The 15,560-nt window shown below is 67.8% G+C and carries 13 protein-coding genes, 1 tRNA gene and 1 pseudogene; 10 read left to right on the forward strand and 5 right to left on the reverse strand.

What is annotated here, in order from left to right; genetic code table 11:
- Positions 1-622: 622 nt before the first annotated feature.
- The 3 genes from LY41_RS14165 (at position 623) to LY41_RS14175 (ending at position 3,389) form a co-directional block, all read left to right on the forward strand.
- On the forward strand, positions 623-2,248 hold the full coding sequence (locus LY41_RS14165; RefSeq protein WP_253864459.1) for a hypothetical protein: 1,626 nt from the start codon (positions 623-625) through the stop codon (positions 2,246-2,248).
- A 207-nt stretch (positions 2,249-2,455) separates the two neighbouring features.
- On the forward strand, positions 2,456-2,746 hold the full coding sequence (locus LY41_RS14170) for a hypothetical protein (RefSeq protein ID WP_253864460.1): 291 nt from the start codon (positions 2,456-2,458) through the stop codon (positions 2,744-2,746).
- Between the two features lie 346 nt (positions 2,747-3,092).
- Positions 3,093-3,389: a hypothetical protein gene (locus LY41_RS14175; protein ID WP_253864461.1), complete on the forward strand. Its 297-nt coding sequence runs from the start codon at positions 3,093-3,095 to the stop codon at positions 3,387-3,389.
- A gap of 203 nt (positions 3,390-3,592) precedes the next feature.
- Here the strand turns inward: LY41_RS14175 and LY41_RS14180 are convergent.
- Positions 3,593-3,667: transfer RNA gene (locus LY41_RS14180), tRNA-Lys, on the reverse strand.
- A gap of 71 nt (positions 3,668-3,738) precedes the next feature.
- Here LY41_RS14180 and LY41_RS14185 point away from each other — a divergent pair.
- Positions 3,739-4,161, forward strand: coding sequence for a YkvA family protein (locus LY41_RS14185; protein WP_253864462.1), 423 nt, complete (start codon positions 3,739-3,741; stop codon positions 4,159-4,161).
- On the opposite strand, the gene LY41_RS14190 is transcribed toward LY41_RS14185, so the two are convergent.
- Positions 4,136-4,471: a YnfA family protein gene (locus LY41_RS14190; protein WP_253864463.1), complete on the reverse strand. Its 336-nt coding sequence runs from the start codon at positions 4,469-4,471 to the stop codon at positions 4,136-4,138. The genes LY41_RS14185 and LY41_RS14190 overlap by 26 nt on opposite strands.
- Before the next feature lie 350 nt (positions 4,472-4,821).
- Between LY41_RS14190 and LY41_RS14195 the strand changes: the two genes are divergently transcribed.
- The 3 genes from LY41_RS14195 to LY41_RS14205 all read left to right on the forward strand — a co-directional run bounded on the left by LY41_RS14195 (position 4,822) and on the right by LY41_RS14205 (position 9,483).
- Positions 4,822-5,457: an NADPH-dependent FMN reductase gene (locus tag LY41_RS14195; RefSeq protein ID WP_253864464.1), complete on the forward strand. Its 636-nt coding sequence runs from the start codon at positions 4,822-4,824 to the stop codon at positions 5,455-5,457.
- Between the two features lie 249 nt (positions 5,458-5,706).
- Entirely contained in the window at positions 5,707-8,433 is a 2,727-nt protein-coding gene (locus LY41_RS14200) for a helix-turn-helix transcriptional regulator (protein ID WP_253864465.1), read from the forward strand.
- A 30-nt stretch (positions 8,434-8,463) separates the two neighbouring features.
- Positions 8,464-9,483, forward strand: coding sequence for a hypothetical protein (locus LY41_RS14205; protein WP_253864466.1), 1,020 nt, complete (start codon positions 8,464-8,466; stop codon positions 9,481-9,483).
- 164 nt (positions 9,484-9,647) lie between these two features.
- On the opposite strand, the pseudogene LY41_RS14210 reads toward LY41_RS14205, so the two are convergent.
- A pseudogene (locus LY41_RS14210) lies at positions 9,648-10,079 on the reverse strand (DUF6328 family protein); the annotation flags it as partial.
- Between the two features lie 213 nt (positions 10,080-10,292).
- Entirely contained in the window at positions 10,293-11,189 is an 897-nt protein-coding gene (locus LY41_RS14215; RefSeq protein WP_253864603.1) for a DMT family transporter, read from the reverse strand.
- Between the two features lie 189 nt (positions 11,190-11,378).
- Here LY41_RS14215 and LY41_RS14220 point away from each other — a divergent pair, with 189 nt between their 5' ends.
- Positions 11,379-12,074, forward strand: coding sequence for a superoxide dismutase family protein (locus LY41_RS14220; RefSeq protein WP_253864467.1), 696 nt, complete (start codon positions 11,379-11,381; stop codon positions 12,072-12,074).
- A gap of 297 nt (positions 12,075-12,371) precedes the next feature.
- Here LY41_RS14220 and LY41_RS14225 read toward each other — a convergent pair whose 3' ends face one another.
- A complete protein-coding gene (locus LY41_RS14225) occupies positions 12,372-13,316 on the reverse strand; it encodes an erythromycin esterase family protein (RefSeq protein ID WP_253864468.1) in 945 nt (314 codons plus the stop codon).
- Between the two features lie 142 nt (positions 13,317-13,458).
- Here LY41_RS14225 and dusB point away from each other — a divergent pair, with 142 nt between their 5' ends.
- Positions 13,459-14,598: a tRNA dihydrouridine synthase DusB gene (dusB, locus tag LY41_RS14230; RefSeq protein WP_253864469.1), complete on the forward strand. Its 1,140-nt coding sequence runs from the start codon at positions 13,459-13,461 to the stop codon at positions 14,596-14,598.
- A 115-nt stretch (positions 14,599-14,713) separates the two neighbouring features.
- Positions 14,714-15,358, forward strand: a complete 645-nt coding sequence (locus tag LY41_RS14235; RefSeq protein WP_253864470.1) for a winged helix-turn-helix transcriptional regulator — start codon at positions 14,714-14,716, stop codon at positions 15,356-15,358.
- Positions 15,359-15,560: the final 202 nt, after the last annotated feature.

Consider the following 15,560-nt stretch of genomic DNA (forward strand, 5'->3'; position numbering starts at 1 on the left):
GGCGTTTCAGGCGTGCCTATCGTTGGTCGCGCGCGTGGCCGACGGCGTGTTGGCGCGGCTGCCTAGGCCCTGGCCGACCGGGTAGCTGCGCGCCTATCGGCCAGGGCGATCTGCCCGATAGGGTGGCTTGAAGACGTACAGAAGATTCACTTCGACTGCGGTTGCCCGAGATGTCCTACTCCGGTGGTGTAGCGTGCGCCATGCTGCTTTGGGGCGCGGTGCTTCATAGCCCCGGCTTCCCGTTAACATCTCTCATCAATCAGTAGCGCTCGGGACCTGCATTTGTGTCACCATATCCAGGCCCACTGGTAAGCTTTCCCGGCAGCATGCGACTGCCTATGTCGCACCACGGAATTGGCGAGGTGTGCTATTGGCTAGTGATTCTAACGGTTCCAGCAGCGAAGCCGAGTCGTCGGGTGGCCAAGACTCATCTGTGTCTCAACCGGCCGACTCGCAACCCTCTGGGACCACTCATGAAGGTCAAGCCGACGATGACAAGTCGTCCCTATTTTCATATGTACGTGAGGCGCACAGTAAAGCTCCTGAAATCGGCTACGGTCACCGTTGGTACGACCGTCCATACAACGTTTTGTTTTGGCTTCGACGATCCTGGCGTAGGCGAATGCTACCCGATGCTTTACTGAGAAGGTGTCTTTATGGAATTAACTACCTGCTTCAGTTTTACACGCACGACGTCAATAAAGCTTGGAGTAAAAATGACGAAATGAGAAATCTGTCCGTCCCTCAAGACGAACATGTGACTATCCCGGACCTCTGGACTATCGAGTTGTTTCCGCCTAGCGAGTTTAAAACTCTTGCCCAGTCGATCTCTCGTAATTCATGGGATAGTCAACGACTCAGTTTCGAGTATGGCCAAGATAAGCAAGACCAGCTTAAGAGAACGCGCGATAGTAACGGGCAATCATGGTGGCGTCTAGTCAGCATCTCCGATCCTGCGGCACCGTTCACCTATCCAGCCGGGTCGACTGAGAAACTTCCGTGGCCGTTTAGCGGAATAGAATTGACCGCGATTCAAGTAGGCGCAGGACTCACAGCAGTTGTAGCACATTTTCAAATAACGCCAGAAGCTTCTTACTCGGTTGATGAGGTTTGGCATCAGATGCATGAGCCGCAGCTAATCCGCCGTAGAGGAAAGCTTCCAAAGGCCGAAGACCGCTTATTCTCTGGGTATCGCGCAACCCAAGAGTCTCGACGGGCGCTACACGATGCGGCGCGACAGTGGATTAACCGTAGATGCCCAGGATTCTTCACTAGGAACAACGAGCCCCATCCATTGATTGATATGCTACTTTTAGAGCAGCATGACCCCGTACGAGGCGAACGTGGTGAGCGAGTCTTTATGGACGCGCTACGCGCAATCGGCTTAACTGAAGATACTAGATACCGTACCTCGCCGGAGTTACCTAACATTCGGTTGTCGCGAGTAGAGACAAGTTTATGTCCCACATTGAGCACTAGAACGTGGACATTGTGGGGAAATCGCAGCGTTCTTGTTGAATCACACGATCTACGGTTCTATGGTTCGAGTGATACACGAGCCATTGGGCATGCTGTTGATCAGCGCATAGCTGAATTTTTCGTTTTATTGTCAATTTCTGATTTTATTGAGGTAACCGAGAAGCAGTACTCAATATTGCGTGATACTGCACGCGCTAGGCATGGCGATTTTAAAGCTCGTGACGTTCGGCGTCTGCGCACAAGCTTTCTCACCCTGAGTTTGGACACGAGCAGTGTTGCTCAAGACGTTACTAAATTGTGGAATAATGAGCGCCGTAGGTCTGAAGATGTCTGCTTTGTGTTGGACCTAGCACCATGGTTAGTCGCTGCCTATGAGGAACACGAGCGGCCGAGATTCACGCCGATTGATATGAACAACGAGCTACGTGCAAATCAAGTTGATCAGCTTGAGCAGATCGTGCAGGCGGATCAAAGTTACAGGAGTATTTTATCTACCGTTGCATCGCTCGGAGCATCTATCGACACCTTTAAGATTGGTCGTATTGCTCTACTTATTGCGTTTGCTTCACTCCTGGTCGCTGTTGTTACACTTATACTTACGCGAGAAAGTGCAGAACCTGCTGGTTCCGCAGAACCAGTCACGACGGTAGAAGTAACCCAGTCAAGGGGTGTGAGCGAGTCACCTCGATTCATCCGACTTTCGAACAGTTATTTGATCAAGGGAGATTTCAGCTATTCCGTCGAGAGTGGCGCGGATCCAGTGCGATAGTCGAAGCAAGTTCGGGCCTATACCAGGAACCGTGTGGACGCATTGGAAGGATTTTTCGAGCTGGGTCTCGTGATCGTATGCGAAAATGGACTTATGAAGGGCGCAACCGCAGAGCTAACGATCGGCGAGCGCATCTCGTGGTATCGGCGTCGTCGGGGGCTCTCGTAGCGGGTGCTGGCTGAGCTGGTGGGGCGTACTGAGGACTGGTTGAACAAGGTCGAGAACAATCGGATCCAGCTCGATCGGCTGTCGGTCATCAACTCGATCGCCGTCGAGCTGGATCTGTCGTTGACTGAGCTGCTGGCGGAGTCGTCGATTGTCGAGTGGTCGCCCGACACCGGTCGGCGGACCGTGCCTGCGCTGCGCAACGCGTTGTTGACCTATCGGCAGCTCATTCCGACTCGGGGCCCGCGCATGAGCCGCATTCGCCGGATGACCTGGTGGAACGGGGTAGCGTCGTGTGGGATGCCTACCAAGGCTCGCGCTTCGGTTTCATGACGGCATCGCTCCCTGGGCTCGTCGAGGACCTGGTACACGCGGTAGACCAGTACGAAGGTGCGGACAAGGTGCGCTGCCAGCGGTTGTTGGCACTGGCGTACTAGGCCAGTACGGCGTTGCTGACCAAGCTCGGTGAGACCGATCTGGCGTGCGTAGCGGCACAACGTGGCTATGACCTGGCGGAACACGCCCGTGAGCCGGTCGTGTTGACCTCGCTGCGCCGGTCGGTGTGCCACGCGCTGCTGTCGGCTGGACGGTACGCGGATGCTGCCGCACTGGTGGGGTCCTGGCGATCCGCTGGGAGCACATCGACTTTGACGCTCAACTTGCCTACACGGTCGGCAACATGGTTCGCAGCAAGGCACACGGCAAGGGCGTCAACGACGGCAAGACCGAGACAGCCCAGCGTGCCGTGCCACTGGCAACCTGGCTCGTGAGCACGCTTCTTGATCGCCGATCGCGGGTCGTTGAAGATCGAGGGCAGGCGCCCGAGGATGTGGTCGGCTGGGTGTTCCCCGACGCCCTCGGCGGACTACGCGAGACCAACACATGCGGCGTGACCGGCGAGCATTCCGCGACCGCCACGACATCGGTACCTGGTTCACGCCCCGGACCTTCCGGAACACCGTCGCGACTCTGGTAACCGACGCGCTGCCCGCCCGAGAAGCAAGCGACCTCCTGGGCCACTGGCGATTCTCCCAGACGACTGATACCTATGTCGGTCGCATGGCTGTGTCCCGTAGGCCTGCCGAAGTGCTCGATGCGTTGGGCGGCTCGAATGGGGAGCAGTAAAGGGGCACCGGATGATCCGGACTCGTCTGGCTGACGCTGTGACCTGGTGGGAAGTGGTGGGCCGCCTGGGACTCGAACCCAGAACCCGAGGATTAAAAGTCCACTGCTCTGCCATTGAGCTAACGGCCCTGCCGCGGCTCAGCTTAGCGGCCGCATTCGGCGGCCCTGGAAGCGGTCCGGCCCTCGCCTACGCTGCCCGCGTGGCCTGGTATTGGGAAGCCCTGATCGGTGTCGGCGTGGCCCTCGCGGTCGCCTGGGTGGCGCTCGTCGTCGTGCTGGTGATCGTGCGGCCGCGCGGCGGGCTGCTGCGCGAGGCGCTGCGGCTGCTGCCGGATGTGCTGCGCCTCGTGCGCAGGCTGGCCGCCGACCGCGACCTGCCTCGCGGCGTCCGCGTGCGGCTGTGGCTGCTGCTCGTTTACCTCGCCTCGCCGGTCGACCTCGTGCCGGACTTCGTGCCCGTACTGGGATACGCCGACGACGCGATCGTCGTCACCGCCGTGCTGCGGTCCGTCGTACGCCGAGCGGGGATCGACGCCGCGCGCCGCCACTGGCCGGGCAGCGACGACGGGTTCGCCACGCTCCAGCGGGTCGCCTGCCTCACGCCGGACGCGGGGCGTACATGATCACGGCCACCCCCACCAGGCACAGCGCAGCGCCGATGTAGTCCCAGCGGTCCGGCTGGAACTTGTCGACGATCATGCCCCACGCCAGCGAACCCGCCACGAACACACCGCCGTAGGCAGCCAGGATCCGGCCGAAATGCGCGTCCGGCTGCAACGTCGCCACGAACCCGTACGCACCCAGCGCGAGCACACCCGCCGCGACCCACAGCAGCCCACGGTGTTCGCGCACGCCCTGCCACACCAGCCACGCCCCGCCGATCTCCGCGAGCGCAGCCAACCCGAACAACAGCACCGAACGTAGGACCGTCATGGCAGAGCACGGTACGGACCTGCGGCCGGTCGAGGGCGAACGAACGGGGCGCGACACGGCACGGCAGGCAGCCGGCGTCGCACCGGGGCCGAGTGCAGAACACGCGTGGGGACCAGTCGTGCGGTGGGCGCAGGACGGGCCTGGAACCCACAACACGGCCCGGGAATCCGCAACACGGTCTCTGGAAGGCGCAACACGGCCCCCGGAATCCGCAACACGGCGTACTGGGCGCAGGACACGCGGGGTGGCAGGTCGGCGGACCGGTCGGTCGACTGATGCCGCGTCGTGCCCGGCGTTCGTAGCGTTCACGGCAATCGACACACGCACCGATCGATCCGGGAGGAACCATCATGACCAGCGACAACGCCACGGCCACGACCGCAACCGACGACAACACCGCGGCCGCGGGCAACGACCGGCGCGCCGGCGACCCGTTGCGGCTCGCCGTGATCATCGGCAGCGCCCGCACCGGCCGGTTCGCACCGGTGCCTGCCGCCTGGTTCGCCGACGAGGTGCGCAAGCATCACGGGTTCGACGTCGACGTCATCGACCTGGCGGGGATGGACCTGCCGGATTCGCTCGACGGATCCGCCGACACCGACGCACTCGGCGGGCGTCTGGCCGCCGCCGACGCGTTCGTCGTCGTCACGCCCGAGTACAACCACAGCTACCCGGCGCCGCTCAAGGCCGCCATCGACCACTTCCACGCGGAGTGGCTCACCAAGCCCGTCGGCTTCGTCACCTACGGCGGCATGAGCGGTGGCCTGCGCGCCGTCGAGCACCTGCGCGGCGTATTCGCCGAGCTGCACGCCATGACCGTCCGCGACACCGTCAGCTTCTACAACTACCCGGACCGCTTCGGCGACGACGGCCTCCCGCACGACGCGGAGTCGGCGGGCCAGGCGGCCAAGGGCATGCTCGACCAGCTGCTGTGGTGGGGCAGGGCACTGCACGATGCCCGGGCGCAGCACCCGTACGGCAGCTGACCACTGCGTGCTGACGTGGTTCGGCCCAGTCGGCCGGCAGCGCTCACCCGGCCACTCTGCTCACCCGGCCACTCCGCTCGCCTCGTTCTGCTCACGTCGTCCGTGCTGCCCAACTCGACCTGCTCCGCTCGTCCGGCCCACCCGGGAACGTCGCCCACACCGGCCATGGTGACGTTCCCGGAGTGGGCGGCGCCGGTGGGATCACTGCCGGTTGACTTCGACCTAACTCGAAGTTGCAGAGTCGTGACCATGAGTTTTGCAGGGATCCACGGCCGTGCCGACGAACTCGCCCGCATCACGACGTTCGTCGCCGAGATGCGCAGCGGGGCCGGACAGGCCCTGGTGCTGCGGGGCGAGGCGGGGATCGGCAAGTCGGCGCTGCTCGCGTTCGCGGCCGACGCCGCCGACACGGACACGACCGGCAGCACCACGACCGGCGGCACCACGACCGGGGGTGCGGCTCCGGCGGCCGCCGCCGGGCCGGCCGGTGCGGATGACCTGCTGGTGCTCCGCGGCGCGGGAGTCGAGGCCGAGGCGGGGATCCCGTTCGCGGGTCTGCACCTGTTGCTGCACCCGGTGGCCGGGCGCGTCGACGAGCTGGCCGAACCGCATGCCGGAGTGTTGCGCCGGGTGCTGGCGGGGGACGGCACCCTCGACCGGTTCGCCGCGGGCGTGGCGCTGTTGGAGCTGCTGGGAACCCTCGCGCGGAGCGGGCCCGTGCTGGTGCTGACCGACGATGCGCATTGGCTCGACACCGCGTCGGTCGACGCCCTGTCGTTCGCCGCGCGCAGGCTCGCCGGACAGCGGATCGGCGTGCTGCTGGCGGTTCGCGAACCGCACGCGCCGGTGACACCCACACCCGGCCTGCCCGAGCTGCGACTGTCCGGTGTGGACGAGGAGTCGGCGCGGCGGATCCTCGCCTCGACGGAGCTGCCGCGTCACCGGCGTGACCGCGTCGTCGCCGATGCGGACGGTAACCCGTTGGCGCTGCTCGAACTCGGTTCGTCCGAACGCGACAGCCACGGCGATCCGTTCGCGGGTTTCGTCGCGGAGCTGCCGCAGGCAACCCGGACCGTGCTCCTGGTCGCGGCCGCCGACGGTACGTGCGACATCGGCACGATCCTCGCCGCGGCGGGCACACTCGGTGCGTCGATCGACGATCTCCGCGTGGCCGAGGACGCCGAGCTCGTGATGTTCACCGAGGGCTGCTTCGGGTTCCGGCATCCGCTCGTCGGCGCGTCGGTGTACCGCGCCGCCACGCTGGCCCGGCGGCTCGAAGCCCACCGCGCACTGGCCGAGGTGCTGAGCCAGGACACCGACGCCGACCGCCGCGCCCGCCATCTCGCCGCCGCCACCACCACGCCGGACGAGTCGGTCGCCGCCGCGCTCGAAGCCGGCATCGACCGCGCGAGTGTCCGCGGCGGCTTGGCGGCAGTCGCCGATGCCTACGAACGTGCCGCTCACCTCAGTCCGCTGGCCAGGGACGAAGGCCTTCGGCTGACGTCGGCCGCCCGCGCCGCAGCCGATGCGGGTCAGCCCGAACGTGCGCGTGACCTGGCCGAACAGGCTGCGGCGTTGCTGCCGGAACCGGTGGACGCGACGTGGGCGGCGATCGTGCGCGCGACGCTTGCCGAGGACGACGGCCGCACCGCCGAGGCGCATCACCTGCTCGTCACCACCGCCCGGCGGATCGCGGGCGATGCCCCGGAGCCTGCGTCCAAGCTGCTGTTCATGGCGGTCGGCGCGGCGTGGCGGGGCGACGATCCGGCTCGTGCGGTCGAATCCGCGGCCACGGCCGATGAGCTGGGGCTTCCCGGTGCCGAGCGGGTGCGTGCCCTCGCGACCGCCGCGGGTTCCGACGTCGCGGAGGCGGTCGCGGCGGTGCGCGAGCTCGTCACGGTCGACTGCGCCGAGCTGGCTGCCTGCACCGACATCGCACTGACCCTGCGCTCGGAGGTGCAGCGGTCGTCGTGGTCGCTGCTGCTCGGCGACGCCGACGGTGCGTACTCCAGGGCAACGGACACCGTGCGCCAGGCCAGGAGGCAGGCCGCCACCGGGGCGTTGCCCGCTGCGCTGGGCGTGCTCGCGCAGGCGGAGCTGCAGCTCGGCGAGCTCGACGCCGCGGCGAGGTCGGCAGGCGAGGGCCTGGAGGTCGCGACCCGCATCGGCCAGCGGCGCGGTACGGCGGTGTCGTCGGGCGTCCTGGCCGTTGTCGCCGCCGTGCGGGGTCACGCGGACGCCACGGCCGCGTTCGCCGCCGACTCCGAGTCGGCCACCGCCGCACACGCGCTCGCTCTGCTGGACCTCGGTGAGGGCCGCGCCGAGACGGCGGTCGACCGGTTGACGGCCTCGCACCGGCCGGGGCTCGCCGGGCTGACGGCGGTGCCGGACCTGGTCGAGGCAGCCGCGCGCACCGGCCGGTGCGAGGATCGCGACTTCGCGGAGCAAGCGCTTGCGGACTACGTGACCTGGGTGAACGCCGTGGACCGCCCACAGCTGCGTGCCGTCGCGCTCCGCAGTCGCGGCCTGCTGGGCGAATCGGATCTGCTTCCGACCGCGCTCGGGATGTCCGACCACGCGGGGCCGTGGCAACGAGCCCGCACCGAGCTCGCGCACGGCGAATGGCTCCGCCGGGACCGCAACCCGGCCAAGGCGCGGCCTCACCTGCGCGCCGCGCTGACGGTGTTCGACCGGCTCGGCGCCCAGCCGTGGGCCGACCGTGCCCGCACCGAGCTGCGCGCCGCGGGCGAGGGCCGGGACAGCCGTCCCGGTCGCGACACGGCCCTCGACCTCGACGGCCTCACACCCCAGGAACTGCGCATCGTGCAGTTGGCAGCAGACGGCCTCAGCAACCGCGACATCGGCAACCACCTGTACCTCAGCCCGCGCACCGTCGGCTACCACCTGTACAAGGCGTATCCGAAGCTCGGCGTCTCCGGCAGGGGCGAGCTCGCGAAACTGGAGCTGATGGCTTGAGCCGTCGTTCGCCGTGCCACACTGCACGCCGTGGAGTACCAACTGTCGGCAGAGCTCACCGGCCCGGAAGACGCCCCTGACCTGGACCCGCTCCAGCAGGTCGGCGTGGTGGCGCTGCTCGACACGCGGCTGTCCCGTCTGGCCGGGATCGAGGGGCCGGACGGTGTCGAGATCACGCCCGTCGAACACACCGTGCACGCCCACCCCGGCGGAGCGAACGTCAGCTGGCTGCTCGACGCGCCCGCGCTCGTGTTCGCCGAGGACGCCACGCGCGCCGTGCTGGAGCAGATCCTCGAGGAGACCGAACTGCTCCGCGGCTGGCAGGTCAAGCACTGCGCCGTCACGGTCACGGACGACCAGCTCGAGAGTGCCCTCGCCGCGTCGACGGACCAGGCCGAGGACGACGTCATCGAGATCGACCCCGCCGACCGGCTCGACCTGACCGAACGCAGGCAGCGGCTGCTCGACGCGTCCGGGTTCCTGCGTGCGTTCGGACTCGACGCGTTCGGGTTCACCGAGGGCGGCGACGTCACCGAGGCGGAGGCCCGCTACGTGGCGGGCGCGGTGATGCACGGCGTCGAAATGGTGACCGACGAGCTGTTCGGTGACATCCAGCTGCTCGAGGACGAGGACGGCACCGCCGTCGACGTCGAGGCGCTGTGGGTCATCGACGAACTGCCCCAGCAGTACGCCGACCAGTACACCGCGCTGTTCGCCAAACAGCTGCTCGTGACGACCGCGATCCTCGGCTACCGCCTGATGCAGGAGGAGTGGACGGCCCCGCTGTGCCCGGCCGAGGCGCTCGCGCTGCACGTCGTCAAGTCGCGGGCCGAACTGGAACTCGAGCTCGCCGACGCCATGCCGGAGGAACGCGCCTCCGAGATCTTCGGCCACTTCGACGATCACGCGTTCGCCGACGGTGCGCACGAGGAGCTCTACGACGTCTCCGACCTCGACGCCTTCGACACCGACATCATCACCTGGTTCCGCCCGGACCCGCGGTACAACGACACTGCGGGCCTGCACCCCTACCTCACCGACGAGGACTGACCGTCCCGTTGGTGCCCCCAAGGGCACCTTCGGGGCGTTGAGCGCCCCAGAAGTTCCCTTCGCGGGGCTCCTCGCTCCCGCCGGCCCGACCACCGCCCCTCGCTCCCGCCGGCCCGGCACCGCCCCTCATGGGCACGCTCACGCGGGGCACAGTCTCGGGGCGCTCACAGCCTCGTGGGGATGTAGAACCACAGGGTCGAGAACAGGCCGCCCACCAGCGCGAGCGCCACACCCATCAGCACCGGACCGTAGATCACCTTGGCGATCAGCCCGACGGTGAGCGTCACCGCGACGGCCAGGCACACCAGCCCCGCGATGACCAGCCGGTTGCCGACGCGCAGGATGGCCTGCCTGCGCCCGGTGCGGAACAGCATGCGGTGCCAGGCGGCCGGCGCGGTGAGCAGCGCCGTGGCCGCGGCCGTGAACAGCACCGTCACCAGGTGCAGCGTCTTCTCGAACCCGCTCGCGTCGCGGAACTGTGCCGTGAACGCCACCGCGAGCAGGAAACCGAACAGGATCTGCACCCCGGCCTGCGCCACGCGGAGCTCACCCAGCAGCTCGTTCACGTTGCGGGTCAACCGCTGGTGGTGCGGCTCGGGACCGGGTTCCCGGCCCGGGTCGGGGTCGTACTCCTCCGTGCCGTCTTGTCCCGCGCCGGCGTCGCGTTCCGCCGCAGGGTCGCGCTGCGCAGCAGGTTGTCGCTGCGCCGCAGGTTGGCGTTGCGCAGCAGGTTGGCGCTGCGCACCGGGGTGGTCGGCGCCGGATTCGCCGCCGCGCGCTTCCGCTCCCGAGTCACTCACCGCGGGTCCCTACTCCCGGCCGCCTGTCATCGCGGGTTCGGGCGGCACCACCACGGGCCGCCGCTTCGCCGTGCGTTCGTGCCAGCCCAGCGCCGTCACGGCGACGACCACGACGACGAGACCGGCCCACTGCGTCGCCGTCATTGTTTCGTCCAAAAAGGATACGCCGATGACGACGGCCGTCGCCGGATAGGCGAGTTCGGCCAGGGTCGCGCGTGCGGCGGGAGTCGCGCGCAGGCCCAGGTAGTACAGGCTCAGCGCGAACAGTCCCGGAATCAGCGCGAGCAGCCCGAGTCCCACGGCGTTGTCCCAGCCCACCGTGTACGGGTTCCCCTGGGCGGCCACGATAATCGCGGCGACGGGAAGTCCCACGGTGAAGCGCAGGGTCGTCACGTCGCGTGAGGACAGGCTGGTCGACACCAGGCGGCCCAGCACGGTGCCTGCCGCCCACAGTGCCGCAGCGCCGAGTGCGAGCAGCGCCGCGCGCAACGCGCTGAACTCGATGTCCAGCGGGTCGGCGAACGCCAGCAGCCACGCGCCCGCCACCGCGGGTACGGCGAACAGCACGTAGCCGCCGCGCAGGCGTTCGCCCAGTACGACCCACGCGGCCAGCACCGCGAACACCGGTTGCAGCTTCTGCAGCACCAGCGGTGTGATCGCGTCTCCCGTCTGGAACGCCGCCGTGAACAGCGCTGTGGCCAGCGCCGACGAACCGCCGCCGATGATCAGCACAGCCAGCCACACCCGCGGACCGCAGCGTGCCAGCGCCCGCACCGCGCGCGGCACGAACGGAGTCAGCAACGCGACGATGATCAGGTGTTCCCAGAACACGACCGTGCCCGAGGGCAGATCCTCCGCGAGCGGCAGCCGGAGCAGCCCGTCGGTTCCCCACAGTGCCGCCGCCACCGCGACGAGCCACGTTCGATCCCGGGGTTCCGAGGGGGCCGCCGTGCCAGGGGCCGATGTGTCCGCGGTAGTCACGCATGCCAGATTACGACCGGCCGCAGCGGACCGGTGCGTTCGTGTCACGCAGTGAGATCGCTCGACCGTGTTAACGGCCTTGTGGCTGATCGCGCGAGCGGTTAGGGACGACCCATGAGACGATTCTCTGCTGCCGCAGCCCTGACGTCCGCCGTCGCCCTCGCGAGCGCCGGTACGGCAGCCGCCGCAGGGCCGACCGCAATCGGGCCTGCTCCTGCCGGGCCTGCTCCTGCCGGGCCTGCTCCTGCCGGGGCCGCTCCTGCCGGGGCCGCCGCCACCGGGCCCGCCGCTACCGGGCCCGCCGCTACCGGAGCTGCGTCGCCGCGCGGCTCGGTCGCGTTCGCGCACGGCACGTTCGCCCCGTACGTCGACGGCGCCACGGCCTCGACGTACGACCTCGACCGTGTGCCGCCGGGTGCGCGCGCATCGGTGTTCTCGCTGTCCAGCGGCGGTGTCGGCACCACCACGAAACTGGCCGTCTCCGGACTGCAGCCGGACCGCCGCTACGGCGCGCACGTCCACGAGAACCCGTGCGGCCCGAGCGGGGACGACGCGGGCTCGCACTTCCAGCACGTGCAGGACCCGAACCCACCGTCGACCGACCCGGACTACGCCAACCCGGACAACGAGGTCTGGCTCGATTTCACCACCACGTCCCACGGCACGGGAGTTGCCGTGTCGCATGTGGACTGGTCGTACGGCGATCGTAGGCCCGCCTCGGTGGTGATCCACGAGCACCACACGTCGACCGATCCCGGCGAGTCCGGCGCCGCGGGCCCGCGCCTGGCCTGCATCAACGTCGACTTCTGACCCGGCCCCGGCGCGTGTCCTGCGTTCGGCACCGCGTGTTGCGCTTTCCGGAGCCCGTGTTGCCTTTTCCGGGGGCCGTGTTGTGCCTTCCGGGCCCCGTGTTGCGTCTTCAGGTATGGAACGTCCTCCCTTGGTTCCTCGGGGACGAGGCCGACCGGTGGCTGCTGATGTCACCCAACGAATACGACAAGAATTGCGTAGCGCGGTTCTCTCGAAAATTCGTGAAACGGTGATCTTCCCTGCGGGAAATGGAGCGGCGCTCCGTGTGGTCGCAACTCGGCAACCCAACCCCGGCGTTCAGTGCAGAAGCGTTCGCTGAGGGGTCACGGTCGGGATGTGCGCGACGGCGTCGAACCACTCGTCCAGCGACTGTCCGGACAAGTGGTATGCGGCGTCGTTCGCCGGGTCGTAGCTCGGGCCGATCAGCCGGGTTTTCGTCGGAGTGGACAGCCACGCCCGCACCGGCGCAGGTGCCACCGCGTGCAGATCGAGCACGTACGGCGCGAGTCCGGCCGCGGACAGGGTGTGCTCGGCGTAGTCCTCAGGGGGATCGGGCACTTCGTGGGGCATCGTGCCGTTGCCGAAGGTGACGCCGATCGACCGGTAGTCGGCGCCGAAGTGCTCTCGGAGGTAACTGCCCGCGTTGCGCTGGCGCTCCACGCTGGTGCTCTGTGTGACGAGCCGCCGCGGCCCGACGACCGTGTGCGCCAGGCCGCCCCAATAGACGATTCTGTCGCCGGTGCGCTCGTGCCATTCGATGACACTCTCGGCGAGGTGGCGTTCGATCGTGGAGAGACTGTCCTGCCACGAGGTGTCCGCCGGTTCGGTTGCTTCCACCAGCCGGACGGGATCGGCCGGGTGCGCCTCGTTGTACGACCGCAGCCACTCGAGCACGCCGAGGATCTCTTCGGTGCGCCAGAACGACCGCGCTTCGGCCAGAATCTCGCGTGCGTCGCCACGGCCGGTGCTGACGAACTCGGCGAGCTCGCTGCTCTTCGTCTCGTCTCCTTCCAGCAGGACCGAGCGAAACCCGTTCTCCTCCACCAGAAACCGCAGGATCCGGTGCATGACGGTGGACGGTTCGTGCGCCGACCGGGTGGACGTGCCGATCCCGACCACGGTGGCGTCCGCGGTGATCGTGCTCAACGGTCGCAGGTCGGTCAGCGACGCGGACGGCTCGACGGTGTCCAGCGTTCTGGCGGTGGCGGCGATCCATTCCCGGATCAGCTGTGAGTCGTCCATGATCACGACGTTAGAACCTGGAGTTAAGTAGAGGGCAAGACGTCGGCGGAAGTTGTGCGGTGCGCTGGGGTGCGCGCGCTCCCACCAGGCCTTGTCGCCAACCCGTTGACCTGCGACGTGCGTCACCGGCGACAATGGAGCCATGACCGCCACCCTGACGACGCCTGCGCTGCAGGTCGGCCAGTACCGGGTCGACCCTCCCGTCGTGCTCGCTCCGATGGCGGGCATCACCAACGTCGCGTTCCGGAAGCTGTGCCAGGAGTACGGCGCCGGGCTGTACGTGTGCGAGATGATCACCGCTCGCGCCGTCGTCGAGCGCCATCCCGGCACGATGCACATGATGACCTTCGCCGCCGGCGAGTACCCGCGTTCGATGCAGCTCTACGGCGTCGACCCGGCGACGATGCGCGAGGCCGTCAAGATCATCGTCGGCGAGGGGCTGGCCGATCACATCGACCAGAACTACGGCTGCCCCGTGGCCAAGGTGACGCGCAAGGGCGGCGGGTCGGCGCTGCCGTACAAGCGCAACCTGTTCGGCAACATCGTGCGCGCGTCGGTGGAGGCGGCCGAGCCCGCGGGTGTGCCGGTGACGGTGAAGTTCCGCGTCGGCATCGACGACGACCACCACACCTACCTCGACGCGGGCCGCATCGCCGAGGCCGAGGGTGCCGTCGCGGTGTCCCTGCACGCGCGCACCGCCGCGCAGCGGTACTCGGGCCAGGCGGACTGGTCGCACATCGCACGGCTCAAGGAAGCGGTCACCGGTATCCCGGTGCTCGGCAACGGCGACATCTTCACCGCCGCCGACGCCACGCGGATGGTCGAGGAGACCGGCTGCGACGGTGTGGTCGTCGGACGCGGGTGTCTCGGCAGGCCGTGGCTGTTCGGCGAGTTGGAGGCGGCGTTCCAAGGCAGGCCCGCACCGGAGCCGCCGAACCTCGGTGAGGTCGCACGGGTACTCCGCAGGCATACCGAGCTGCTGATCGAACACGACGGTCACGACAAGGCCATGCGCGACATCCGCAAGCACATGGCCTGGTACTTCATGGGGTTCCCTGTCGGCTCGGAGCTGCGGCGATCGTTCGCGACGGTGTCCTCGCTGGACCAGCTCGACGACCTCATCGGCAAACTGGAACACGACGCACCGTTCCCTGCGGACGCACTCGGCCCGCGCGGACGGCAGGGCTCGCCCGGCAAGGTCACGCTGCCGCACGGCTGGCTCGACGATCCCGACGACCCGTGCGTGCCCGAAGGCGCCGACATGATGCACTCCGGCGGCTGAGCGAGGCCGAGTCGACCGCGCCGCGAGGGGAAGATTCGGGCGCAAATCGGGTGCTGCATCGCTGCGGAAAAGCAAGCGGGGTTCGGCGGGTGCATGAAGCGGTAGACTTCGCAGCATGGGAAAGCGGCAGTACGGGCAGTTCTGTGGGCTGGTCCGGGCCGTCGAACTGGTCGGCGAACGCTGGACGCTGCTGATCGTCCGCGACCTGCTCGTCTCGCCGAAGCGCTACACGGACCTGAAACGGGGCCTGCCGCGCATCCCGACGAACGTGCTCTCGGCGCGACTGAAAGAACTCGAGGTCGCGGGCATCGTCGAACGCCGGGTTCGGCCGCGTCCGGACGGTTCCGTCGTATACGCCCTCACCGAGTACGGCGCCGACCTCGAAGACGTCGTACTCGCCCTGGGCCGTTGGGGAGCCCGCGCACTCGGCGAACCCGGCCCCGACGAGATCGTCACGACGGATTCCCTGGTCATGGCGCTGCGGACGACGTTCCTGCCCGAGGTTGCGCAGGCACAGGGCGACGCGACCTACGAAATTCGTCTCGGTGACGTCGTCGCGCACGCCCGCGTCGCAGGCGGTGAACTGGCCGCGGCACGCGGCGAGGCGGCCGATGCCGACCTGGTCATCGACAGCGGACCGGCGCTCCGCGCACTGCTCGCCGGTGAACTCACCCCGGACGACGCGCTGGCCGACGGCATCGTCGCGATCACCGGCCCGAAGGAACTGCTGACCGCGTTCACCCGGTCGTTCCGCATCTGACCTGCTGCCCAGGTTGCCCTGCCCACTCCGGCCCTACCCACTCCGGCCCTACCCACGCTGCGGTGCCCACGCCTGTTCTGCGGACGCCTGCTCTGCGCACGCCGGCCGGGTTCACGCCGGTCGGGTTCACGGTCGAAGGCGGCGGGGCGTGATTTCGCAGCGCGGCTCGTCCTGTCGAGCGATTTTCACGTTCGCCGAGTCC

This window comes from Prauserella halophila (assembly GCF_024171895.1).
GTDB lineage: Bacteria > Actinomycetota > Actinomycetes > Mycobacteriales > Pseudonocardiaceae > Prauserella > Prauserella halophila.